General features: G+C 66.4%; 19 protein-coding genes and 1 tRNA gene. 17 read left to right on the top strand and 3 right to left on the bottom strand.

What is annotated here, in order from left to right; genetic code table 11:
- Positions 1–29 precede the first annotated feature (29 nt).
- The 11 genes from ACIRA7_RS00275 to ACIRA7_RS00325 all read left to right on the top strand — a co-directional run bounded on the left by ACIRA7_RS00275 (position 30) and on the right by ACIRA7_RS00325 (position 13658).
- Entirely contained in the window at positions 30–1469 is a 1440-nt protein-coding gene (locus tag ACIRA7_RS00275; protein WP_396218784.1) for a peptidylprolyl isomerase, read from the top strand.
- 51 nt (positions 1470–1520) lie between these two features.
- The gene (locus ACIRA7_RS00280; RefSeq protein WP_396218785.1) at positions 1521–2912 is read left to right on the top strand and encodes a peptidylprolyl isomerase; all 1392 of its coding nucleotides are present in this window, start codon (positions 1521–1523) and stop codon (positions 2910–2912) included.
- 13 nt (positions 2913–2925) lie between these two features.
- Entirely contained in the window at positions 2926–3822 is an 897-nt protein-coding gene (pdxA, locus tag ACIRA7_RS00285) for a 4-hydroxythreonine-4-phosphate dehydrogenase PdxA (RefSeq protein WP_396218786.1), read from the top strand.
- 92 nt (positions 3823–3914) lie between these two features.
- Positions 3915–5747 (top strand): translational GTPase TypA, encoded by a 1833-nt coding sequence (gene typA, locus ACIRA7_RS00290; protein ID WP_396218787.1) that lies wholly within the window; start codon positions 3915–3917, stop codon positions 5745–5747.
- A 214-nt stretch (positions 5748–5961) separates the two neighbouring features.
- Positions 5962–6252, top strand: coding sequence for a hypothetical protein (locus ACIRA7_RS00295; protein ID WP_396218788.1), 291 nt, complete (start codon positions 5962–5964; stop codon positions 6250–6252).
- Positions 6253–6369: 117 nt separating this feature from the next.
- Positions 6370–6443, top strand: a tRNA-Ile gene (locus tag ACIRA7_RS00300).
- Positions 6444–6621: 178 nt separating this feature from the next.
- Entirely contained in the window at positions 6622–7032 is a 411-nt protein-coding gene (locus ACIRA7_RS00305; protein WP_396218789.1) for an ArsR/SmtB family transcription factor, read from the top strand.
- Positions 7033–7120: 88 nt separating this feature from the next.
- Positions 7121–7879, top strand: a complete 759-nt coding sequence (locus tag ACIRA7_RS00310) for a metallophosphoesterase family protein (protein WP_396218790.1) — start codon at positions 7121–7123, stop codon at positions 7877–7879.
- Between the two features lie 160 nt (positions 7880–8039).
- Complete coding sequence (locus ACIRA7_RS00315; protein ID WP_396218791.1) at positions 8040–9236, top strand: methyltransferase; 1197 nt, start codon at positions 8040–8042, stop codon at positions 9234–9236.
- A gap of 97 nt (positions 9237–9333) precedes the next feature.
- Positions 9334–12495 (top strand): efflux RND transporter permease subunit, encoded by a 3162-nt coding sequence (locus ACIRA7_RS00320; RefSeq protein WP_396218792.1) that lies wholly within the window; start codon positions 9334–9336, stop codon positions 12493–12495.
- Positions 12492–13658: an efflux RND transporter periplasmic adaptor subunit gene (locus ACIRA7_RS00325; protein ID WP_396218793.1), complete on the top strand. Its 1167-nt coding sequence runs from the start codon at positions 12492–12494 to the stop codon at positions 13656–13658. Before ACIRA7_RS00320 ends, ACIRA7_RS00325 begins: the two co-directional genes overlap by 4 nt.
- Here ACIRA7_RS00325 and ACIRA7_RS00330 read toward each other — a convergent pair.
- Entirely contained in the window at positions 13655–14398 is a 744-nt protein-coding gene (locus ACIRA7_RS00330) for a pseudouridine synthase (protein ID WP_396218805.1), read from the bottom strand. The two genes, ACIRA7_RS00325 and ACIRA7_RS00330, sit on opposite strands and share 4 nt — an antisense overlap.
- 138 nt (positions 14399–14536) lie before the next feature.
- On the opposite strand from ACIRA7_RS00330, the gene ACIRA7_RS00335 reads away from it, so the two are divergent.
- Entirely contained in the window at positions 14537–15733 is a 1197-nt protein-coding gene (locus ACIRA7_RS00335) for an acyl-CoA dehydrogenase family protein (RefSeq protein ID WP_396218794.1), read from the top strand.
- A 43-nt stretch (positions 15734–15776) separates the two neighbouring features.
- On the opposite strand, the gene ACIRA7_RS00340 is transcribed toward ACIRA7_RS00335, so the two are convergent.
- Together ACIRA7_RS00340 and ACIRA7_RS00345 are read right to left on the bottom strand one after the other, a co-directional pair.
- Positions 15777–16523, bottom strand: coding sequence for an SIMPL domain-containing protein (locus tag ACIRA7_RS00340; RefSeq protein ID WP_396218795.1), 747 nt, complete (start codon positions 16521–16523; stop codon positions 15777–15779).
- A gap of 25 nt (positions 16524–16548) precedes the next feature.
- On the bottom strand, positions 16549–17694 hold the full coding sequence (locus tag ACIRA7_RS00345) for a sensor histidine kinase (protein ID WP_396218796.1): 1146 nt from the start codon (positions 17692–17694) through the stop codon (positions 16549–16551).
- Between the two features lie 181 nt (positions 17695–17875).
- Between ACIRA7_RS00345 and ACIRA7_RS00350 the strand changes: the two genes are divergently transcribed.
- The 5 genes from ACIRA7_RS00350 to ACIRA7_RS00370 form a co-directional block, all read left to right on the top strand.
- Positions 17876–18721 carry a LytR/AlgR family response regulator transcription factor gene (locus ACIRA7_RS00350; protein WP_396218797.1) on the top strand — a complete coding sequence of 282 codons (846 nt, stop codon included), beginning with the start codon at positions 17876–17878 and terminating at the stop codon, positions 18719–18721.
- A gap of 70 nt (positions 18722–18791) precedes the next feature.
- Positions 18792–19715 (top strand): alpha/beta hydrolase, encoded by a 924-nt coding sequence (locus ACIRA7_RS00355; protein ID WP_396218806.1) that lies wholly within the window; start codon positions 18792–18794, stop codon positions 19713–19715.
- Positions 19716–19858: 143 nt separating this feature from the next.
- Positions 19859–20149, top strand: coding sequence for a hypothetical protein (locus ACIRA7_RS00360; RefSeq protein ID WP_396218798.1), 291 nt, complete (start codon positions 19859–19861; stop codon positions 20147–20149).
- A gap of 55 nt (positions 20150–20204) precedes the next feature.
- Complete coding sequence (locus ACIRA7_RS00365; protein ID WP_396218799.1) at positions 20205–22148, top strand: tetratricopeptide repeat protein; 1944 nt, start codon at positions 20205–20207, stop codon at positions 22146–22148.
- Positions 22149–22248: 100 nt separating this feature from the next.
- On the top strand, positions 22249–22997 hold a 749-nt coding region (locus ACIRA7_RS00370), incomplete at its 3' end, for a deoxyhypusine synthase family protein (protein ID WP_396218800.1).

Here is a 22997-nt window from a genome sequence, read left to right on the forward strand (position 1 = left end):
TCTTCACTCCGGTGCCGGAGTTCGACCTGATGAAATCGTATCGTTTGTCCGTGCTTGCTGCCGTCGCGTTCGCCGTCGCCTGCGGTGCCTCGTCCAACCCGGACGTCGCGGCCTCGGCCGGTGACCAGCAGCTCTCCGTGACGCGCCTGGCGGACATCTTGGGCACGTCGCAGGCTCCGCTCGAAAAGGACGTCGCCCGTTCCATTGCCGAGCTCTGGGTGAACTACCAGCTCGTGGGTGCGGCGGCCGCCAAGGGCGACTCGCTCTCCGATAAGAAGACCATGGATGCGGCGCTGTGGTCGAACATCGACAACATCCGCGTCAAGAAGTTCTACGACAACGTCTCGAAGGGCTGGGACACGCTCACCCCGGGACCGGACGAGCAGCGCTACATGAGCGGCGAAGCGATGGCCGCCCGTCACATCCTCGTGAAGGTCGAAGCCAACGCGACGCCCGAGCAGAAAGCGGCCGCGATGAAGAAGGCCGAAGGCATTCGTGCCGAAGCCACGCCGGCCAACTTCGCCAAGCTGGCCGCCAAGAGCGACGAGCCGGGCGCGGGTGAGCGCGGCGGCGACCTTGGCCTGTTCGGCAAGGGCATGATGGTGCCTGAGTTCGAGAAGTGCGTCATGGCCATCAAGCCGGGCGAGATCTCGCCGGTGTGCGCCACGTCGTTCGGTTTCCATGTGATCTACCGCTCGCCGTATGCCGACGTCGCCGAAAAGTTCGCGCCGCTCGCCAAGCAGCGGAACGTGCAGATCGCCGAGAGCACCTACCTCGCGAAGGTCGAGTCGTCGAACGGGGTCGCGCTGACCTCGGGCGTGGCGGTGAAGGCCAAGGCCATTGCCCGCAACCCGCTTGGCTACGCCAAGGACAGCGACAAGCTCGCCACCTACAAGAGCGGCGAACTCACGGCGGCAGAATTCGCCGATTGGGTGGCGGCCTATCCGCCCAATTCGCAGATCCGGCCGCAGCTCCTGAACGCGCCCGATTCGCTCGTCGAGAAGTTCGTGCGGCAGATCGTGCGGAACGAGCTCGTGCTGCATCAGGCCGACAGCGCCAAGGCGACGCTCGATACGGCCGAGCTGTCCAACCTGTACCTGAACTTCAAGAACGCCGTCACCCAGACGTGGACCTCGCTCAACGTCGAGCCGTCGAAGCTCGCCGACAGCGCGAAGGCTGGTGGCGACAAGTCGAAGCTGGCCGCGACGCGGATCGAAGCGTTCTTCGACAAGCTGATCAAGAACGAAGTGCCGTTCGTGGACGTGCCGTACCCGGTCGCCCATGCGCTGCAGAAGAAGTACGCGTTCTCGATCAACGATGCGGGCCTCGATAAGGTCGTCGAAAAGGCCAAGACGGTGCGTGCCACGTCGGATTCGCTGAAGGCCGGCAAGGGCGCCCCGGGCGCGGCGGCGCCGGCCGGTGCCCCGGCGCCGACGCCGGCTCCCACGCCGGACACGACGAAGAAGTAAGCCCGTCCAAAAACGAACCCCTGGTCATCCGACCGGGTACTATACGGAATGATGCCCAGACTGCTTTCTCTGCTGACCGGCGCCGCGATCATCGCGGCGCCGTTGTCGGTTACGTCGGCGCAGGACGCGCCGAAGCCGGCTCCCAAGGCCGCTGCCGTTGATACGGTGCAGCCCAAGGGGTTGCCGGTCGACGGCATCGCCGCCGTGGTTGGTGATCAGGTGGTGCTCGTGTCCGAGGTGCTCGCCGCGGTCAATTCGGCCCGCTCGGCCGGGGCCAAGGTCACGTCGGCGCAGGATCTCGTGAAGCTCGAGGTGGAGATTCTGCAGCAGCTGGTGGAAGCCGAGCTGCTCGTGCAGAAGGCGAAGGAGCTGAAAGTCGAGCCCAACGAGGCCGAACTGCAGCGCTCCGTCGACGATAACGAGAAGCAGATCCGCTCGCAGTTCAAGACGGAAGCCGAGTTCAAGGCCGCCCTCAAGGACGCGGGATTCGGTACGATCGACGAGTGGCGCAAGCTGCAGAGCGACCAGCTGAAGCGTCGCAACCTGCAGCAGGAAGTCGTGGGCAAGCTCAAACGCGACGGCAAGATGACGGCGATCAATGTGTCGGAAGCCGAGATCAACGAGGCGTTCGAGTCCAACCGCGAGAAGCTGCCGCGCAAGGCCGCGCGCGTTGGCCTGCGTCAGGTGGTCATTGCCACCAAGCCGTCGGAGGAGTCGAAGAAGAAGGCGCGCGCGAAGATCGACTCGCTGCGTGCGGAGCTCGATACGCACCCGGAAGACTTCGAGAACATCGCCAAGAAGGAGTCGATGGACGGCACGAAGGAGCTCGGCGGAGACCTTGGCTGGAACCGGCGTGGCCGCATGGTCCCCGAGTTCGACCGCATGATGTTCGCCCTGAACCCGGGCATCATCAGCCCGGTGATCGAGACGGCGTTCGGTTATCACATCATCCGCGTGGATCGTGTGCAGCCGGCCGAAGTGAAGGCCCGCCACATCCTCATCCGGCCCACGGTCGACACGGCCGATGAGCGGCGCGCGAAGGCGCTGGCCGACAGCATCGCGACCATATGGCGTGCCGGTGGCAGCTTCGATTCGCTCAGCGTCAAGTTCCACGACGATGCCGGCGGCGAAGACAAGTCGATCCCCGAGTATCCGCGCAGCGAGCTCCCCGAGCCGTACCGAAATGCGCTCGAGGGGAAGCAGCTGGGCGACATCATCGATCCGTTCCCGATGCCGGATCCGTCGGCTGGCGTGAGCAAGTTCATCGTCGCGCAGGTCACCTTCCTCGATGAAGCCGGCGAGTACACGCTCAAGGAAGTCCGCGAGCGGTTGCGGTCGCAGCTCTCCGAAGAGCGCAGCATGCGGCGGCTCATCGATTCGCTCAAGAAGCAGACGTACGTGTCGGTGCGGTACGATCCGTCGAAGCAGACGGTCACGCCGTAACGCGGAGACCGTGGTGCGCCTCGCGCTCACCCTTGGCGATCCCCGTGGCATCGGCCCGGAGATCGCCGCCAAGGCGCTCAGTGACCCGCGGATCGCGGCACTGGGCGCTTCGTGGTATGTCATCGGCCCGACCGGCACAGCGGTGCCGGTACACGAGTCGATCGGTGTGTGGGCGCCCACGGGGGATCGTGTCGTCGACACCGCGCACGCCGGACGTTTGGCCGGCCTCGCGGTGGAGCGGGCCGCTCGGATGGCGCTGGCGGGTGAGGTGAGCGGCATCGTGACCGCCCCGCTCGACAAGGCGGCGCTGCAGGCGGGCGGGTTTGATTTTCCTGGGCACACGGAAATGCTGGCCGAGCTGGCCGGGGTGCCGGCCACGATGATGCTGGCGTCGGACACGCTGCGGGTGGTGCTGGCCACCACGCATATCGCGCTGCGGGACGTGCCGGCGGCGGTCACGCGCGAGGCGCTACTGCAGGCGGCCTCCGCCACCCGCGAGGGGCTGCGCCACGACTTCGGCATTGCTGCGCCGAAGTTGGCCCTGTGTGCCCTCAATCCGCACGCGGGCGACAGCGGGCGGTTCGGGCACGAAGACGACGACCTGCTGGCTCCCGTAGCCCGGGAAGCGGGCATGGCGGGGCCGTTCCCGGCCGACACCGTGTTCGTGCGGGCCATGCGAGGCGAGTTCGACGCGGTGATCGCGCCGTATCACGATGTCGGGATGACAGCCATCAAGGTGGCGAGCTTCGGTCGTGCGGTGAACGTCACGCTGGGGCTCCCCTTCGTGCGCACGAGCCCGGATCATGGCACGGCGCTGGATATCGCGGGGCTGGGAGTGGCGAGCCCGGAAAGCCTGATCGCGGCGATGCGACTGGCGGTGGACATGGTGGATCGACGACGCGTCGGCTGATGGCCTCGGCCTGAGCGACGCACACCGTCACGCGTCCGTTACCGAGTCCCCCCATTGTCTCTAAGTGCATGGCCCCACTAACTTTTGAGGCTATGCAGATTCGCAACGTCGCCATCATCGCGCACGTCGACCACGGGAAGACCACCCTCGTCGACAAGATGCTCCGCCAGGCTGGAGCCTTCCGCGAAAATCAGGTCGTAGAAGAACGCGTGATGGATTCCAATCCGCTTGAAAAAGAGCGCGGAATCACCATTCTCGCCAAGAATACGTCGATCCGCTGGAACGACACGAAGATCAACATCGTCGACACCCCGGGGCACGCCGACTTTGGTGGCGAAGTGGAGCGCATTCTGCGCATGGTCGAGGGCGTGCTGCTGGTCGTGGACGCGTTCGACGGTCCGATGCCACAGACGCGGTTCGTGCTTCGCAAGGCGCTCGAACTCGGACGCACCCCGATCATCGTGATCAACAAGATCGACCGCCCGGGCGCCGATCCGTTGCGCGTGCACGATGAAGTGCTGTCGCTGTTCATCGAACTCGAAGCAACGGAAGAGCAGCTGAACGCGCCGGTGGTGTACGCCAGCGCGAAGCAGGGGCTCGCCACGATGGACATGGATGTCACGCCGGTCGATCTGCAGCCGTTGTATCAGACGATCGTTGACACCGTGCCGCCGCCCCCGTCCGATACGGCAGGGACGTTCCAGATGCTCGTGTCTACCATCGAGTATTCGGCGTACCTCGGTCGCATGGCGATCGGCCGCGTGGAGCGTGGCGTTGTGCACACCGGCGACTCGGTCACGTTGTTGCCGTTCGAAAGCGACAAGCCGATTCAGCGTGGTCGTGTATCGAAGTTGTACGGCTACGAAGGGCTCGAGCGCGTGGAAATTCAGGAAGCCTCGGCGGGCGAGATTGTACTGCTGGCCGGCTTCGAGGATGTCGACATCGGCAGCACGCTCACCGATCCCGACCATCAGGAGCCGCTCCCCGGCATCAGTGTGGAGTCGCCCACCATCAGCGTCGACTTCGTGGTCAACAATTCGCCGTTCGCAGGCAAGGACGGCAAGTTCGTCACGTCGCGTCAGCTGCGTGAGCGCCTGTACAAGGAGCTCGAGCGCAACGTGGCGCTCAAGGTCGAAGACAGCGATTCCACCGATGCGTGGAGTGTCTCTGGGCGCGGTGAATTGCACCTCTCCATTCTCATGGAGACGATGCGGCGCGAAGGCTTCGAATTCCAGGTGTCGCGACCCAAGGTGATTTTGCGCACCGATGAGAACGGTCAGAAGCTGGAACCGTTCGAAGAGCTCGCCATCGACGTGCCCGAGGAATACCTCGGCACCGTCATCGAGAAGCTCGGACCGCGCAAGGCCGAAATGATCGAGATGAAGAACCCGGGGCAGGGGCTGGTGCGCCTGCTGTATCGCGTGCCGGCGCGCGGGCTCTTTGGCTACCGCAGCGAGTTCCTCACGGACACGCGCGGCACGGGCATCATGCACCACCGCTTCCTCGAGTACGGGGCGTGGGCCGGCCCCCTGTCGGGCCGCTCGCGCGGCGTGCTCGTGTCGATGGAAAACGGCACGATCATCGCGTTCGCCCTGTTCAGCTTGCAGGAGCGCTCCACGCTGTTCGTGACGCCGGGCGACGCGGTGTACGAAGGGATGCTGATCGGTGAGAACTCACGTCCGGGCGACATGGATGTGAACCCGACCAAGGAAAAGAAGCTCTCGAACATCCGTACCAAGTCGACCGACGAAAACATCACCCTCGAGCCGCCCCGGGAAATCACCCTCGAAAGCGCCCTCGAGTACATCGAAGACGACGAACTCATCGAGATTACCCCGCTCAACATCCGGCTCCGCAAGCGCCTGCTTTCCACGAGCGACCGCAAGCGGACCAACCGTGAAACGAAACGGGAACGGATGGCCTAGGTAGGGCGTCGCGAACGGTATGGCGTGAACGGTCCATGAGCGAACCGTTCCGCCCCCGTCGCGCATTAATCCGGCAGCGTAGGCGTAGTTTCGGGTTGCGCGACGGCGAGCGTCTGCCGATACTCCCGTTCACACCGCTCGACCACCTCGCTGCCGTTCGGCCATCGGCGGAACGCGCGCGGAACACCATCACCACTCGCAGGAGAATCGTCCCATGTTGGAGCAGTTCGGGTCGTCGTCGCTGGACGCGCTCGAAGAGACGTTGATGTCGTCGGTTTTCTCGCTGGCGGCCGACGACGAAGATTTCGACGACGAGAAGTTGGACGACGATCTCGATGACGACGACGAAGATGACGTCGACTTCGATGATGATGATGATGACGATGATGATGACGATGACGACGACCTCGATGATGAGGACGACGAGGACGACGAGGACGACGACGATGATGACGATCTGGATTTTGACGTCGATGGATTCGACGACGATGATCCGGACGCGTGAGTGAAACGGACGGGCGATGCTCCTTGGGCGTCGCCCGTTTGCAATCTGCTGCACTTGCCCCGAGCTATTCGGCGGGATACATTATGCGGCTCTGGTGGAACGAGTGATTGTTCCGTCGGGCCTTTAGCTCAGGTGGTTAGAGCGCACGCCTGATAAGCGTGAGGTCGTAGGTTCAACTCCTACAAGGCCCACTGCACCAACGGCGGCGGCATCGGATTCCTCGATGCCGCCGCCGTTTTGCGTGGCCCCGCTTTTCGTCGCCCCGCCGCAACCGGATCACCGGACGGGGTTGACCGGTCATATACGCATATCCAATTTTGATGCGCTGGTCCGCAGTGGATCGTGTTCAATCCAGCCACCCATCGTTGCATGACCGCCTGCGCCATCCCCACGCATGATCCGGCGGCCGATGCCCCGGTCGTCGGGCTCGATGACCTCGACGCCCTGTTCAAGGGGTTTGCCGACCCCACACGCCTCCGCCTCCTGAACGCGCTGACGGCGGGGGAGCTTTGCGTCTGCGACCTCGTCGAGTTGCTCGGGCTCGCCCAGCCGGCGGTGTCGCGGCACTTGGCCTATCTGCGCCGCATGGGTCTCGTTGAGGCCACACGCGAGTGGAAGTTCGTGCACTACCGACTGGCCGAGCCGACGAACGCGGTGCACTGCAACCTGGTGGCGTGCGTGCGGGGGTGCTTCACGGGTATTCCCGCACTCGATGCCGAGCGCGCCGCCGCCCTGGTACGCGTCGGTGAACGCGCGCAGATGCCGTGTTCAATCGCGTGACACCCGCCGGTGTATCGGCACCACCCCCCAGTACGCCAAGAGCGTCGCGCTGGGCGCGACGTTCCGACTTCTCTATAGCCCCGTCCTGATGCGATTCGCCCTCCTCTCCGATATCCACGCCAATATCCACGCGCTCGATGCCGTGCTTTCCGACATCGATGCGCGTGGCGATGTCGATGCGATCTACCATGCCGGCGATCTCGTGGGGTATTCGAGTGCGCCGAACGAGGTGGTCGCGCGCTTGCGTGCACGCGGCATCGCGGGTATTGCCGGCAACTACGATTCCACGGTGGCCACCGCCTACAAGCACTGCGGCTGCAAGAGTGAAACGCCGCGACAGGAAGAGTTAGCGCACATCAGCTACTCGTACACGCTCGGCGCAGTCTCGGCCGAGACGGTGCGCGATCTGGCCGCGTTGCCGTTTTCACTCGACGTACGCCCGCTCGGTGGGCACGCCGGCGGGCCGCGGCTGGTGCTGGTACACGGCACGCCGACGCTCAACACGGTGTACTGGACGGAAGACCGCAGCGACGAGTTTTGTGTGAAGATGGCGGCCGTGGTGGGACTCAAGGCCGGTGACGTGATCGCCTTCGGTCACACGCATAAACCATGGCATCGGGTGGTCGATGGCATGCACTTCATCAACACCGGCAGTGTGGGACGCCCGAAGGACGGCGATTGGCGCGCGGGCTACGTGCGGCTCGAACTCGGGGAGGGCGCGCCCCGGGTGGAGTTCGTGCGCGTGGCATATGATGTGGAGGCGGCGGCTCGCGGGGTGATCGACGCGGGGCTGCCCGAGGAGTTCGCCGAGTTCCTGCGCACCGGCGGGAGGCCTGCCGCTTCGTAGACATCCATCGGCTCACTCGCGCAGGTGTATGCGCGACGTCACGATCACCCAGACCGTTCGGGCGGGTCGCCTCACCGATGGTCTCGCGGAAGTACGCGTTCCGGCATGAACGCGCCCGGGGACGTCGCTGCCCGCTTGGGTTACCGACTAGACTGCACTGATGACGATTCCCGCCGCCCCCGACCGCTACGCCTTCTGGCAGAACGCCCCGCTCTCGATCGCGGGCTCACGGATGCTGGTGGCCACCAAGCCCGGGGTGTTCGCGCACGGCACGGTCGATCCCGCGTCGATGATGCTGGCCGAGGCGGTGGCGTCGCTGGGTCGGAGCACGTCGGTGCACCTGAACTGCGGCAACGGCCTGGTGCCGGCCGCCGCGGCGGTGGCCGGTGGCGCCTCGGTACTCTGGTGCTCGGACCGCTCGCTGCCGTCGGTCCAGGCCACCGAGCGCACGATGCTCGCCAACGGCATTGCCGGCTCCCATGTCGTGCACGCGCACGGGACCCACGCCTTTCCGCTGGCGCTGGCGGCCGACGTGGTCACCATTCGCGTGTCCACCGATAAGCTCGCGCTGCAGCAGTTGATCTGGGAAGCGTTTCATGCGCTCCGTATGGGCGGCAAGTGCTATCTCGCCGGCGCCAACGACGAAGGGGTGAAGCCGGCCGTGCGGTTGCTGGAGTCCATCTTCGGCATCGCGCGTCTGGATGCCCAGCACAGCGGGCATCGGATGGCGGTGGCCACCAAGACGCAGATCGCCCCGTCGTCGCTCACGGACGGTACGTCACCCTTTCTCGATCCGGATCACTTCCGCGACGTGCCGGTCACCGTCAAGGGCGTGCACCACACGCTCTTCTCCCGCCCCGGCGTGTTCTCGTGGGAGCATCTCGATGAGGCCACGCAGATCCTCGGCCACCTCATGGACATCCGAGCCGGCGAGACGGTGCTCGATCTGGGATGCGGCGCTGGCGCGTTGGGACTCACCGCCGCGTCGCTGTCGGGGACCGGCCGGGTGCTGATGGTGGACGCCGACGCGGAAGCGGTGCGTTGCGTGGCGCGCGGCATCGCCAAGGCCGAGCTCGTCAACGCCGAGGTCCGGGCCAGCGATGTCGGCGGCGCCGTCGGCGCGGAGACCTTCGACGTGGTGGTGTCCAACCCGCCGTTCCACCAGGGGAAGGCGACCGATCTCATGGTGCCGCGGCAGTTCATCGCCGATGCCTACACGCATCTGAAGGTCGGCGGACGCCTGATGCTGGTGGCTAACCGCACGCTCCCGTACGAGCAGGTGATCGCCGACCGGTTCGGCGAGGTGCGCACGCTGCATGACGGCCGTCGCTTCAAGGTGCTCGGCGCCACGCGCTAGCAAGGGCACCGGGAGAGCGAAAGCACCGGGATACGCGTAGACTGGGGGTGGGGCGCCGGTTCGGCGTCGCCCCCGACGGCATCCCGAATCCCAGCGCATGTGGATTGTTGAACTGGCGCTAAAGCGCCCCTACACCTTCATCGTCGGTGCACTGCTGGTCGTGCTCTTCGGGGTGTTGTCGCTGTTCCGGATGCCCACAGACATTTTCCCGGAAATCGACATCCCGGTGGTGTCGGTCATCTGGTCGTACAACGGACTGCCGCCGGAGGAAATGGAGCGGCGGTTCGCGACGGTGTACGAGCGCTCGGTGAGTACCACCGTGAATGACATCGAGCACATCGAATCACAGTCGGTGTCTGGCGTGTCGGTCATCAAGGTCTTCTTTCAGCCCGGGGCCAAGATCGAAGCGGCGGTGGCCCAGATGGCGGCGGTGTCGCAGACCATCCTGCGCATCATGCCCCCGGGCGCGAACGCGCCGTTCATCGTGCGCTACAATGCGGCCAACGTCCCGGTGCTGCAGCTCGCGTTGGGTGGCGAATCGCTGTCCGAGCAGGAACTGGCGGATATCGGGACCAACGGCATCCGCACGCGGCTGGCGACGGTGCGAGGCGCGAGCGTCCCGTCACCCTACGGCGGACGATCACGCGTCATCAACGTCGATCTCGATCCGGCGCAACTGTTTGCCCGCGGGCTATCGCCATCCGACGTCAGCGACGCGATCAACGCCCAGAACCTCGTGCTGCCATCGGGGACCGCGAAGATCGGCGAGCGCGAGTACGCCGTGCGGCTGAACAGCAGTCCGACCGCGGTGGAGGCGCTGAACGATCTCCCCATCCGCACCGTGAACGGCGCCCTCGTCCGCATCCGCGATGTCGCGCAGGTGCGCGACGGCTACGCCGTGCAGACCAACATCGTTCGCCGCGACGGCGTGCGCGGTGCGCTGATTACCGTGCTGAAATCCGGCGGCGCGTCCACGATCGATGTGGTCAATCGGGTACGGGCGGCGCTGCCGGGCGTGCTCGCCGCGCTGCCGCCGGCCCTTCAGGTCGATATCCTCGCGGATCAGTCGCTGTTCGTGAAGGCGGCCCTGCGCGGCGTGCTGTTCGAGGCGCTGGTGGCGGCGTGCCTGACAGCGGCGATGATCCTCGTGTTCCTCGGGACGTGGCGCGCCACGCTCATCGTGGCGATGTCGATCCCGCTCTCGATCCTCTGCTCGGTGATCGCCCTGTCGTTGCTCGGGCAGTCGATCAACGTCATGACGCTGGGCGGACTTGCCCTCGCCGTTGGCGTCTTGGTCGACGATGCGACGGTGGGGATCGAAAACATCTATCGCGTCCTCGAACACGAGCCTGATATCGAGAAGGCCATTCTGGCGGGAGCAGGGCAGATCGCGGTACCGACGCTCGTTTCCACCATGGCGATTTGCATCGTGTTCGTGCCCATCTTTTTCCTGAGTGGGGTGGCCGGCTCGCTCTTCGCCCCACTCGCGATGGCGGTCGTCTTCGCCATGTCGGCCTCGTACGTCATCTCACGGACGCTGGTGCCGACGCTCATTCGACCGGCGCTCGAGCGGGAGCGCGCTCAGCGTGAGTCGGGGGCGCCGCGCGGACGTTTTGCGGCGCTGCACCATCGCTTCGACGCGTGGTTCGAGCGGCAGCGTGCCGCGTACCGCGATCTGGTTGCCGCCGGCATCGACCGTCCGCGGACTCTGCTGGTCACCTTCGGGATCGTCATCGTGCTGGCCGGTTCGCTCGTGCCGTTTCTCGGGCAGGATTTCTTTCCCGCGATTGACGCGGGGCAGATTCGCCTGCACGTGCGCGCCCCGCTCGGCATGCGCGTCGAGGAAACCGCGCGAGTCGTCGCGCGGATCGAGGAGCGCGTCCGTCAGATCGTGCCCGCGAGCGAGATCGGCACGATCCTCGACAACATCGGCATTTCGTCATCGTCCATCACCAACCTCGCCTACAGCGACAACCCCACCACGGGGGTGACGGACGCCGACATTCTCATCGTGCTCACGCCGGAGCATCGTTCGGTCGACAACTACCGCCGCGACATCCGCGCGATGATGCGACGCGATTTCCCCGATGTCACGTTCTTCTTTCAGGCGGCCGACATCGTGGGGCAGATTCTCAACTTCGGTCTGCCGGCGCCGATCAACGTCCAGGTGGTCGGGAGCGATCGCGCCAAGAACTTTGCAATCGCCCAGTTTCTCGAGCGCCGGCTCCAGCGCATTCCTGGGGCGGCCGATGTGTATCTGCTCCAGCGGCAAACCGCGCCGGAGCTCTTTCTCGCGATCGATCGTACGCGGGCGTCGAGTCTGTCGCTCACCGAACGCGAAGTCGCCAGCGATCTGCTGGTATCGCTGTCGTCGAGCGGCCAAACGGCGCCCAACTTCTGGCTTAGTCCACAGAACGGCGTGCAGTACGCGGTCAGTGTGCAGACCCCGCAGTCTCGCATGGCCTCGCTCGAGGCACTCGAACGCACGCCGCTCCTCGGCGCGGCCGGTGGCACGCCGCAACTGTTGCGGAACGTCGCCACGATTACGCGGCGCAACGGCGTGGCCGTCGTCAGCCACTACGACGTCGCACCGGTTTACGACATCTTCGCCAACGTGCAGGATCGTGACCTTGGTGGTGTCGCGGGGGGCATCGACGCGGTGCTCGACTCACTGCGCCCCACGCTGCCTCGCGGGACCACGCTGGTCATTCGTGGACAAGTGGCCAGCATGCGCAGTTCCTACCTTGGACTCGGCATCGGTCTCGTCTTCGCCATCCTTCTGGTCTATCTCGTCATGGTGATCAACTTCCAGTCGTGGCTCGATCCGTTCATCATCAGCGTCGCACTGCCCGGTGCCCTGGCGGGTATCGTCTGGGCGCTGTTCTCGTTCGGCAACACCCTGACGGTCCCGGCGATCATGGGGGCCATCATGAGTATGGGGGTGGCGACGGCGAACAGCATTCTGGTGGTCTCGTTCGCCAACGAGCGCATGGCCGAGGGGCGCAGCGCACGCGACGCGGCCATCGACGCCGCCAACACGCGGCTTCGTCCCGTCATCATGACCGCGCTCGCCATGATGGTCGGCATGCTCCCCATGGCGCTCGGCCTCGGTGAGGGCGGGGAGCAGAACGCACCACTCGGTCGCGCGGTGATCGGCGGTCTCTCGTTCGCCACGGTCGCGACGTTGTTCATCGTGCCGATGGTGTACAGCCGCCTGCGCGTCACACGGACGACGCCGCGTTCAACGGAGGTCTCGTGAGCCGCTCGTACACACGACCAGCGCGCCGCGGGCGCGTCGTTCCCATTGTCGTGGCCGCGGTGCTCCTCGGTGCGGTCGCGTTGGGCATCCTGCCGCGGTTCCGACAAGCGCGTACCCGGAACGCCGAAGTGCAATCGAATACCGGCGTGAATACGGTGTTCACCGAGACGGTGCAGCGAGACTCGGCAGGATCGACGCTCGAGTTGCCCGGCTCCGTCGCCGGGCTGCATGAAATCGAGATCTACGCGAGGACCAACGGGTTCGTGAAGGCGCTCCGCGTGGACATCGGGTCAACGGTGCGCGCCGGCGATACGCTGGCGCTGCTCGACATGCCGGATGTGTCGGAGCAATTGCGGCAGGCGCGTGCGTCGCTGGAGCAGGTCGAGGCGACGGCGGCCTTGGCGCGCAGCACGCTCGTGCGCTGGCGCGCGCTGCGGGAACAGGAGGTCGTCACGCCTCAGGAGTTCGACGAGCGGCAGGCGGCGGCCAGCGTGGCCGACGCCAATGTGCGCGTGGCGCGCGCGAACGTGGCGAATCTGTCGGAGCTCGTGCGCTTCGGCGCATTGACCGCGCCCTTTTCGGGCGTCGTCACGGCGCGTACCATCGACCTTGGGTCGCTCGTGTCGGCCGGTGCCGCCGCAGCCAACCGCGCGCTCTTCACGCTGGTACAGGTCGACACGCTCCGTGTCCTGTTCAGTGTCCCCCAAAGTGCGGCCACCCTGATATCCGTCGGGCAGCGCGCGGAGGTCGCGGTGCGCGAGCTGGGCGACAGCGCCTTCAGCGGTCGCGTGGCGCTCACCTCACGCGCTATCGATGCCGCCAGCCGCACGATGCTCACCGAAGTGCACGTCAAGAACGCCGGTCGTCGTCTCATGCCCGGGATGTTCGCCACCGTAAAGCTGGCCCTGCCGGCACACGGCAGTGGGCTCCGCATCCCGTCCATTGCGCTGATCATCCGCGCCGATGGCACGCAGGTCGCCCGCGTCACTGACGACACGGTACATCTCGTGCCCGTGTCCATCGGGCGTGACTTCGGCACTACCCTCGAGGTGATCGACGGCGTGAAGGAAGGGGACGCGCTCATCGTCAATCCGAGCGAACTGCTGAACGACGGCATGGTGGTCAAGAGCGTCGCCCGCGAGAAGAAAGCGGCGAAGCCCTAAGCCTTGGCGGCCGCCTTCGCCATCGCTTTGTGTTCGAGCGCCGCCATACGGAGCTCGGCGATTTCACCGGCGTCGAGCAAACGCCAGTGCCCCACGGGCAGATCGCCGAGCGGCAGTGTCCCTACCGCCACGCGCTGCAACGCATGCACGTGATTGCCGATGGCCGCCATCATGCGTCGTACCTGATGGTAGCGCCCCTCGCGGACCGTGATCTCCGCACCGCGCTCACTGGTAGCGATGAAATCCGCCGGCAGCAACGGGGTGGTCTCTCCTTTCAGCATCAGCGTGCCGCTGGCCAGCACCTCGGCCTCGTCGCCGCGGAGCGGCTCGGCCAGCGTCATGGCGTAGCGCTTGGGCACGTGCGACTTCGGTGAGGCCAGCAGGTGATTCAGCGGGCCGTCATCGGTGACGAGCAACAGCCCCGACGTATCGGCATCGAGCCGACCGATCGACGCCATCACCGGTGTCCGCTTAGGAAAGGTGGCCGGCAGCAGTTCGTAGATCATGGGCGGCCGGTCGTTCAGCGAGCACACGTAACCCACCGGCTTGTGCAGCAGGATCACGGAGCCTGGCGGTGCCTCGAGCGGCGTGCTGTCCACGAACACATCGTGGTGATCGTAGGCGTCGATGTCGCGGAGCACGGTGCCTGCCGCGGTCTTCACGCGACGCTGCCGCACAATCCGCTCGGCCTCCTTACGGGTGCCGTAGCCCAGAGCCACGAGATAGCGGGACAGCGGAATGGGCACAGCGTGGGGGCCGAGGGCGTTAGGCATCTGGGCGCGGCGCCGGTGGCGTCGCACGGAGGGCGTCGTGTAAGCGGCGACCCCGTCGTCCCGTGCAGTATAATGCACCACCGTCCCACCTCTCCCTCCCCGCGAATGAGCACTGCGTCCTCCCGCCCGCGTCCGCCGATCAACGGCGACTTCTACGACTGGTTCTCGACGCTGCCCGCCGAGGTCAACACGGCGCGTCTCAAGCTTCGCGCGTTCATGAGCGGCGAGTGGGAGCCGCAAGCGAATGGATTCTGGGAGCGCGCTGAATTCCCGCGAGAGTACCTCGTGGGCAAGATGAAGGAGCTCGATCTGCTGCAGGGCACCTACACCCCGGAGCGCGCCGGCATCGCCACGGTGATGGACGGGCTGCTGTCGATGGAGTTTGCACGGGTGGATCCGTCGCTGGCCACCTTTTTCGGGGTGCATGCGGGGCTATGCATGGGATCGATCGCTCTGTGTGGATCGGACGAACAGCAGGCCGAATGGCTGCCGGCGCTGCGGCGCTGGGACTTGGTGGGCGCGTTCGGCCTGACCGAGCCGGACGTCGGTTCCGGCGTAGCGCGCGGGTTGACCACCACCTGTCGCCGTGAAGGCGACACGTGGGTGCTCAATGGACAGAAGAAGTGGATCGGCAACTCCACCTGGTGTGACGTCGTGATCATCTGGGCGCGCGACGAGGCGGATCAGTCGGTGAAGGGGTTCATCGTGCGCACGTCATTGCCCGGATATTCGGCCGAGATGATGCAGGGGAAGATTGCGCAGCGCACGGTGCACAACGGGCTGATCACGCTCACCAACGTGCGGGTGGCGGAGCAGGACCGCCTGCAGCGCGCCAACAGCTTCGCCGACACGCAGCGGGTGCTGGTGACCGCCCGCTGTGGGACGGCGTGGCAAGGGGTGGGGTGCGCGATGGGCGCCTACGAGCACTCGCTCAAGTACGCGCAGGAGCGCACGCAGTTCGGAAAGCCGATCGGCAGCTTTCAGCTGGTCCAGATGATGATGGTCAAGATGCTGGGCAATCTCACGGCGATGATCGGTCTCGCCCTCCGTGCCTCGGAGCTGCAGGATCAGTTGGGGCCCAAGGACGAGCTGTCGGCGTTGGCCAAGCAGTTCTGCGCGGCGAAGTGCCGTGAGGTGGTGCAGTTGGCGCGCGAGTCGATGGGGGGCAACGGCATCCTGCTGGAATACCACGTGGCGCGCCTGTTCGCCGATGCCGAGGCGATCTACTCCTACGAAGGGTCGAACGAAATCAACGCGATGATCGTGGGGCGCGCCGTCACCGGCTACTCCGCGTTCGTGTAGCCGTCCCGCCGAGCGGCGCGAGCCCTGCGCGCGAAGAAGGGGGCTAGTTGGCGAGCCCGTACACGACGGTGGTCACCACGCGGACGCGCTTGGTGACCTGACTCTCCTCGGAGATGCCCATCGCCTGATCACGCGGCAGAATTTCGAAGACGCCCTGATTGGCGCTGCGAATCCCCGATAACGTGCTCTTGGAGTCGCGGGCGAACTGTTGCGCCGATTCGCGCGCGCGGGATGTCGCCTCGGCGATCATCGAGTTCTTGAGATCGTTGAGTTTGGTGAACACAAAGGTCGGTCCACCGCCGCCGTACTCTTGTCCGGACGACAGCACGACGCCATTGCGGACCAGCTCCGGCACCCGCTGGCTGGCGGTCTGCACGAGATCGACCCGCGTGGAGCGCACCACCAGCGTCTGCCGGATGATGTAGCGCCCCGTGTTCTGATAGCCGCCCACGGTGCGTGCGTCTTGCACTGAGAATTCCTGCAGGCTCACCTCCGTTCCGGTGGCGTCGAGCCCCTGCGCCGCGAGGAACGCACGGACCTGCTGCACGTTCCGCTCAAGGGCCGTGTTGGCGCGCACGAGGTCGTCGTCGGTGACGACCAGCCGCAGCGGCCAGATCGCGAGGTCAGCCTTGGCCTCGCGTTCGGCGACGCCCTTTACCGAGACGGTGCGATCGGCGGTGCGCATGCGCGCGAAACCGGAGCCGGCGAGGAATCCACCGCCGGCGACGCCGAGGGCGAGGACGAGCGCGGCCGCGAGGCGACCGGTTGATGAAGAGGACGGGGTGTGCATGCGATGGGTGCGGAGTGGGGGAGCGTCAGCGGTCGTCCACGGGAAGTCGGATCTCGACACGGCACCCGCCGGATGGCTGATTGCTCATGCGAAAGGCGTACCGGTCGCCGTACAGCATGGTCAAGCGCATGCGGGTGTTGGTGAGGCCGATGCCCAGGCCGTCCACCGAGGGCGTGGTGGCGAGAAAGCGGCCGCTGGTGGTCAGCAAACCATCGAGGCCGCGGCCATTGTCTTCCACGATGATCTCGAGCGCGCCGCCGTTGCGTTTGACATGCACTTCGACACTCTGGTCGGGGTGTCCCGGCGCAAGTCCATGTTTGAGGGCATTCTCGACGAGTGGCTGCAGCAGAAAGCTGGGGAGCATGACATCCACCGCCGATGGATCGACCGTAATGTCGGCGTCGAGCCCCTGCCCGTAGCGCACGCGGGCGATCTGGAGGTAGAGCTCGACGAGCTCGATCTCCTGCCACACGGGAATGAGCGACGAGCCGGCACTGCGCAGCGAGAGCCGCAGCAGATCGGCGACGCGGGTCAGCGTCCCTTGTGCTTCCTTCACGTTGACCTCCATCAGCTCGGCCACGGAATTGAGGGCGTTGAAGAGGAAATGGGGGTTCAGCTGCATGCGAAGCGCCTCGAGCTGTGTCATCGCGAGCTTCTGCTCCAGCGCGGCAGCGGCGCGGTCGCGCTCCCGGTAGCGGCGTACGAACTCCACCATGTAGGCGGCACCGACCACGGCCCAGTACAACACCACCTGAAAATCGAGGTGATTGACGAGCACCACGCGTACTGCGAGCGCGTAGCTGGTGACCTGGCCGATGGAGCCGAATATGTGATCGAGCCACGCAATCGCGAACACGTTCACCGCGCAGATGACCGCACTGACCGCGACGTGAATGGCGATCCAGGGAAGGAGCCGGGCCGAGTCCAACTTGAGCCGGTCGACGAGGGTCAGCACGACCTGCGACCAGAGCCCCCACATCATCCAGGAGGCCCCTTGCCAATACAGCGCGGTTTCGAGGCTGTAGTGGGCGCCCGAGGCGTCGCCGATGAGGACGATCTGCAGGGCGGCGAGGACAGCCGGAATCACCCAGACGACGGCGAACTGCAGGCGCGTCACGCGCCGCAATCGCACGCCTTCGTCGGCGATCGTGACAGGCGGAATCGAGGACACCGGAGGGCGACGGGGGGAGTCGAGGGGTAGGCGAACGGCGCGTGGAACATTTCTGGAACTTCGCGGACAGCATAACGTAGTACCCCGAACAGGGGGGAATGGGCCGCCTGTGGCCGGCGCGTTCCGCTCGTGTTGCGCGGTGCGGCCATAACCTGGAATTCCGGACACGGTGTGTATGCGGGTGCTGATCGTTGACGATGAGAGTCTGGCGCGGCAGCGCGTGCGCCGCCTGTTGAAAGCCCAGACGGATGTCGACGTGGTCGGAGAAGCCGAGAGTGGCCATGAGGCGGTGGCCATGATCCGTGCTTTGCAGCCGGATCTGGTGTGTCTCGACGTGCAGATGCCCGGGCTCGACGGGTTTGGCGTGCTCCAGGAGCTCGACGGTGGTCACGTGCCCATGGTCCTGTTCATTACCGCGTACGACGAGCACGCGCAGCGTGCGTTCGACGTCCATGCCGTCGACTACGTGTTGAAGCCGGTCGATGAAGACCGCTTCAGGGTCGCCTTCGAGAAGGCGCGAAAGCAGCGGGCGAACGCCGTGGCCGCGGAGCGCCTCGGCGAACTTCTGGAAACGGTGCGGCGTCTTGCCGACGGCGGCGCGGCCTTGGCTGACGCGAAGGAAGCCACCTCCGCCGCCGGCGACGCCTTGGCGAACGCCGTTCCGGGCGCCAACGCTGGAGGGGGCGGGACGGGTCGCTACGCGAGCCGCATCCTGGTCAAGCAGGATGGTCGCATGTTCTTCGTGAAGACGGCGGACATCGACTGGATCGAAGCCGACCGCAACTACGTGCGCTTGCACGTCGGCAGCACGGCGCACTCGATCCGCGAGCGCATCAGCGGCATTGAAGAAACGCTCGACCCGCGACTGTTCGCGCGGATTCATCGGTCCACGATCGTGAATCTCAATCGCGTGCGCGAGATGCAGCAGTGGTTCTCCGGGGACTACGTCGTCATTCTGGACGATGGAACGCGTCTGCGTCTCAGTCGCCACTATCGTGATCGCGTCGAGAAGCAGGTCGGCGTATGACCCGCCACCGCCTGCCGGATTCCTGCGCGCGCGCGTGAGACCGATGTCGACTGTCCCGTCCACCATCCCGATCAGTTGGCAGTCCCGACTCGTGCACTTGCTCGTGCGGGCACGGATGCGTCCGTATGCGGACGGGCCGATCGACCCGTCGTGGGTGCGCCGCGCCATGGGTCGGCCGCGCCTGGCGCGTCGCTGGATGGCGCGCTCCACGGGGGCCGCGATCGAGCGGCGTGCCGCCGGCGAGGGGTGGCCCGGCGGGGAGGTGGTGTCGTGGCCCGGTTGTGCGCCCGACGCTCCCGTGCTGCTGTATCTCCATGGCGGCGGCTACATCGCCTGCTCGCCGGAGACCCACCGCCCCTTGGTCGCCTCGCTGGCGTGCCGCATCCGCGGACGGGCCTTCGTACCGCGGTACCGGCTGGCTCCCGAGTATCCGTTCCCGGCGGCGCTCGACGACGCCATGGCCGCCTATCGCTACCTGCTCGATGTGGAGCGCCTTGCGCCCGCGCAGATCGTGATTGCCGGTGATTCGGCCGGTGGCGGACTCGCGTTGGCCCTCGCGCTGGCGATTCGCGATGCGGCGTGGCCGAGTCCGGCGGGGCTCGTGACCTTCTGCCCGTGGACCGATCTGGCCGCCACCGGCGAATCGCTCGACGAGAACACCGAGCGGTGTGCCATGTTCGCCGGTGACACGATTCGTCGTGCCGCGCGGTTCTACGTGGGCGACGCCGACCCCATGCTTCCCTCGATCTCGCCGCTTTACGGCGATTTCCGCGGGCTTCCGCCGATGCTGGTCCATGCCAGCGAGGACGAAGTATTGCGTGATGACGCCATCCGCGTGGCGGAGGCGGCCCGCCGTGCCGGGGTGGATGTGGAACTGCAGCTCTGGCCGCATGTGCCCCACGTATGGCAGTTCTTTGCGGCGGTGCTGCCGGAGGCACGCGCCTCGCTCGCCGCCGCGACTCGCTTCATCCGCGCGCGCACGACGCACGACTAGCGCTGGCGCCCGCGAGGCACCCGCGCTTCGCGCCCCCATCGGGTGCCTGACGTGACCGTTTGGTGACACGTTGGAACATCGTCGGCTCGGGCTGTGACGGATCGTGACGCCTCGAGGCACGGGGCGTCCAGCGAGCAACTACCGTGAGCGATTCCGACATCTTCCCCGCCTATCGTCCGCCGGACTGGTACCCGTTGCAGCGCGCCCTCGCGCTGGTCTTCGGGACCGCCGCCATCGATGCGACCGCCTCCTTCTGGTTCATCGGATTCGTCCATGGACCCGCCGACGTCGGCGAGTTGCGGCTGTACGAGTACAGCGCGACGAAGGGGCGGATTGCGCTGGATCGCACGGGGGACGCGTACCGGTGGATTGAAGACATCGGCGGGTATTGCCGCGTGGATCATGAGGCGGCACTGATCGACGCCCTGGTCTGACCGGCAGCCGCGGGTCGCTGCACTTCCGTGGCGACGGAGCCGATACTCTCCCCACATGCGCGCGGATCTGTCCGGCGTAGGCGCCACACCGCGCCTGCTGCCTTCGTCGACGAGTGGCCCGGCGGTCTCGCCGGGGCCTGTGCCCACGGAGCCCGTGGGGCCGGTCGCCCCGTCGACGGCGCTGGTGCCGGTGGTGCCCACCGAGACACGCGGAACCGCTGATGCGCCGTCGCCGCTGGGGCGCAGCGGGCTCGATCTCCTCGACGTCATCGGGACCACCGACGTGCTGGTGGAGCGTAGCGCCGTCGCCCCGCTGGCGCTCGGCGTGGGACTCGAGACGGCCCGTGGTGCGCTGCTGCGCGGACTGGCCTCCGAGTCGCTCGCCACGCTCGATAGCGTGTGGGCGCGCGCCCAATTCACCGAGGAGGGCTGGTACCTCCGGAGTGGCGCGTTGACCGTGCTCGGGATGCCGGGCGAGGCAGAGCGCGTGTCCACGGCGGCGCTGCAGCTCAAGCCATCATCCGTGGCGCTCCGCTTCATGCAGTCGCTGGCCCGACTCGCCAACGGCGACCTGCCAGGCGCCCGGAGCGCGATCGCCGCGGCGCTCGAGGAGCAGGCGATACACCCGGTCTTGCTCATGCAGCAGATCCTCGTGCTCGCACGGCAGGGCCATCGCCGTGAGGCGGACCGCGTGCTCCAGCGCGTGGCCCGGCTCTTCCCCGAGCATCCCGCCGTCGAGTTCGCACGGACGTCGCTCCGCTCGATTGCGGCGGATCACACCCGCAGTACCTCGCGCAGTGCCGTGGGCGGGCGGGTGGCGGAGGCGTCGCCGTTTCCGATGGCTGATGGCGAGGTGTTCGAGGTGGGCACCGACGCGTCGCGCGTCGCCCTGCACGAGCCGGCGCTGGATGGGGAGTCGCAGTGGGGGCACGCCACGGAGGCGGAGTCACCGAGCGTACCGCCAATCGGTGGAACCGACGGCGATGATCCGCACGACCTTCGGGCGGCGGGCGATGCCGTCACGGGCAATGTTGCCGAGGATGCGATGACCCGCTTGGGCGCGCGCTTCGCCACGCTGTCCGTGCGGGATGCGATTCATGAAGGACGGGCGCTGATCCGCGCCTTCAGCGCGGGCGGCTCGATGGCGGGGGCCTGCACGCCAGAGCAGGCACACGCGGCCCGCGGCGTGCTTACGGCGATCGTGTCCGCTCTGGGCCACAGCGCCAACAGCAAGCGGGTCAGCGATGCGGCGTCCCCGCTGGCGGTGCTGCTGTCGCAGTGGTTGCCATTGATGCAGGAGGAACGTTTCGAGGATGCCGCGCGTCTCCTGCGTCGGCTCGGCGACAGTATTCCGGAGGCCCAGCGGCGCCTGCTGGCGGCGTGCGCGCAGAGCCCGCTGGAGGCCCCGCCGCGCGACGATCGCGAGCCGACTGTGCTGTCCGGTGTCGGCGAGTACGACGCACCTGTGCAGGGGGAGCAGGTCAAGGGGCCGATGCTTCCGGTCCGGTTCGGCCTTGGTTTGCTGGAAGCGCGCGCGCCGGAGCGTTCGCGCGACCGTTCGGGGGCACCAACGCGGGGATCCAGCGATCTCGATCGCGCGGAGTGGAGCGGGACCCCGACCCCTACGTCGGCACGCATCGCCGAACCGCTCTGGGGATTGCCGGCCAACGAGACGCCGGGCGCAACAAGTGGCTGGATCGATCGACCGCAGGCGCTGCTCCTGAGTGAGGCCATGGCGCGCGAGGCCATGGCGCGCGAAGCCATGACGCGCGAGGCGCTGACGGGTCGTGTGACACCGACGGGGCTGGACGCAGGGGGAGGGGTGCGCATCGAAGCGCTGCTGTGCGTCATCGTCGCCGCCGGTGCCGGGATGTCGGGGGCGGGCGCGGTCGCGGTGGCCTTCGGGCTCGGCGCGGCGTGGCTCGGACTTCGTCGCAGCGGACCGCCGGGTGGATATCCGGACGATGTCGGCGACCGCCGGACGCTCAGCGGCGATTAGATTCCGCCGGTGTCGTCGGCCCCGTGTCGGCGATGTCCCAGTTGGCTGCGCCCGTGCGCGCCGTCGTCGCGGTCCCACTCCGAACAGCGTCGGTCATCTCATGTCCCAGTCCACGTCCGCGCCGGTTACGGCGTTTCTCCGTCATCACTACCGCCACTTCAACGCGGCCGCGTTGATCGATGCCGCCGATGGATATGTGCGCCATCTCGACGCGGGGAACAAGATGATGATCACGCTGGCGGGTGCGATGAGCACGGCGGAGCTCGGGCTCTCGCTGGCCGAAATGATCCGGCAGGACAAGGTCCATGCGATCACCTGCACCGGCGCGAATCTCGAAGAGGACATCTACAACCTGGTCGCGCACAATCACTATGCGCGCGTACCGAACTACCGCGACCTCACGCCGCAGGACGAGCAGGCGCTGCTGGAGCAGCACTTCAACCGCGTGACCGACACGTGCATTCCGGAAGCGGAAGCGATCCGTCGGATCGAGAAGGCGATTCTCGATGAGTGGACCGCCGCCGACCGGGCGGGCGAGAGCTACTTCCCGCACGAGTTCATGTACCGGATTCTCCTCAGCGGCAAGCTCGAGGAATTCTACCAGATCGATCCGAAGAACTCGTGGATGCTCGCTGCCGCACAGAAGAACCTGCCGATCATCGTGCCGGGCTGGGAAGACTCGACCACGGGCAACATCTTCGCGTCGCACGTGATCGACGGCAACATCAAGAACGTGCATACGGTGAAGGGTGGCATTCAGTACATGATGTACCTCGCCGATCACTACACCGAAGTCACCAAGAGCGCGTCGCTGGGCTTCTTCCAGATCGGCGGTGGCATCGCGGGTGA

This window comes from Gemmatimonas sp. (assembly GCF_044376735.1).
Classification (GTDB): Bacteria; Gemmatimonadota; Gemmatimonadetes; order Gemmatimonadales; family Gemmatimonadaceae; genus Gemmatimonas.

Bases quoted from the DNA above. Each gene is read 5' to 3' on its own strand.
- ACIRA7_RS00305 (WP_396218789.1), top strand. From the start codon at position 6,622: ATGACCGCCTGCGCCATCCCCACGCATGATCCGGCGGCCGATGCCCCG.
- ACIRA7_RS00280 (WP_396218785.1), top strand. From the start codon at position 1,521: ATGCCCAGACTGCTTTCTCTGCTGACCGGCGCCGCGATCATCGCGGCG.
- typA (WP_396218787.1), top strand. From the start codon at position 3,915: ATGCAGATTCGCAACGTCGCCATCATCGCGCACGTCGACCACGGGAAG.
- ACIRA7_RS00340 (WP_396218795.1), bottom strand. From the start codon at position 16,523: ATGCACACCCCGTCCTCTTCATCAACCGGTCGCCTCGCGGCCGCGCTC.
- ACIRA7_RS00315 (WP_396218791.1), top strand. From the start codon at position 8,040: ATGACGATTCCCGCCGCCCCCGACCGCTACGCCTTCTGGCAGAACGCC.
- ACIRA7_RS00310 (WP_396218790.1), top strand. From the start codon at position 7,121: ATGCGATTCGCCCTCCTCTCCGATATCCACGCCAATATCCACGCGCTC.
- ACIRA7_RS00275 (WP_396218784.1), top strand. From the start codon at position 30: ATGAAATCGTATCGTTTGTCCGTGCTTGCTGCCGTCGCGTTCGCCGTC.
- ACIRA7_RS00365 (WP_396218799.1), top strand. From the start codon at position 20,205: ATGCGCGCGGATCTGTCCGGCGTAGGCGCCACACCGCGCCTGCTGCCT.
- ACIRA7_RS00295 (WP_396218788.1), top strand. From the start codon at position 5,962: ATGTTGGAGCAGTTCGGGTCGTCGTCGCTGGACGCGCTCGAAGAGACG.
- ACIRA7_RS00335 (WP_396218794.1), top strand. From the start codon at position 14,537: ATGAGCACTGCGTCCTCCCGCCCGCGTCCGCCGATCAACGGCGACTTC.
- ACIRA7_RS00320 (WP_396218792.1), top strand. From the start codon at position 9,334: ATGTGGATTGTTGAACTGGCGCTAAAGCGCCCCTACACCTTCATCGTC.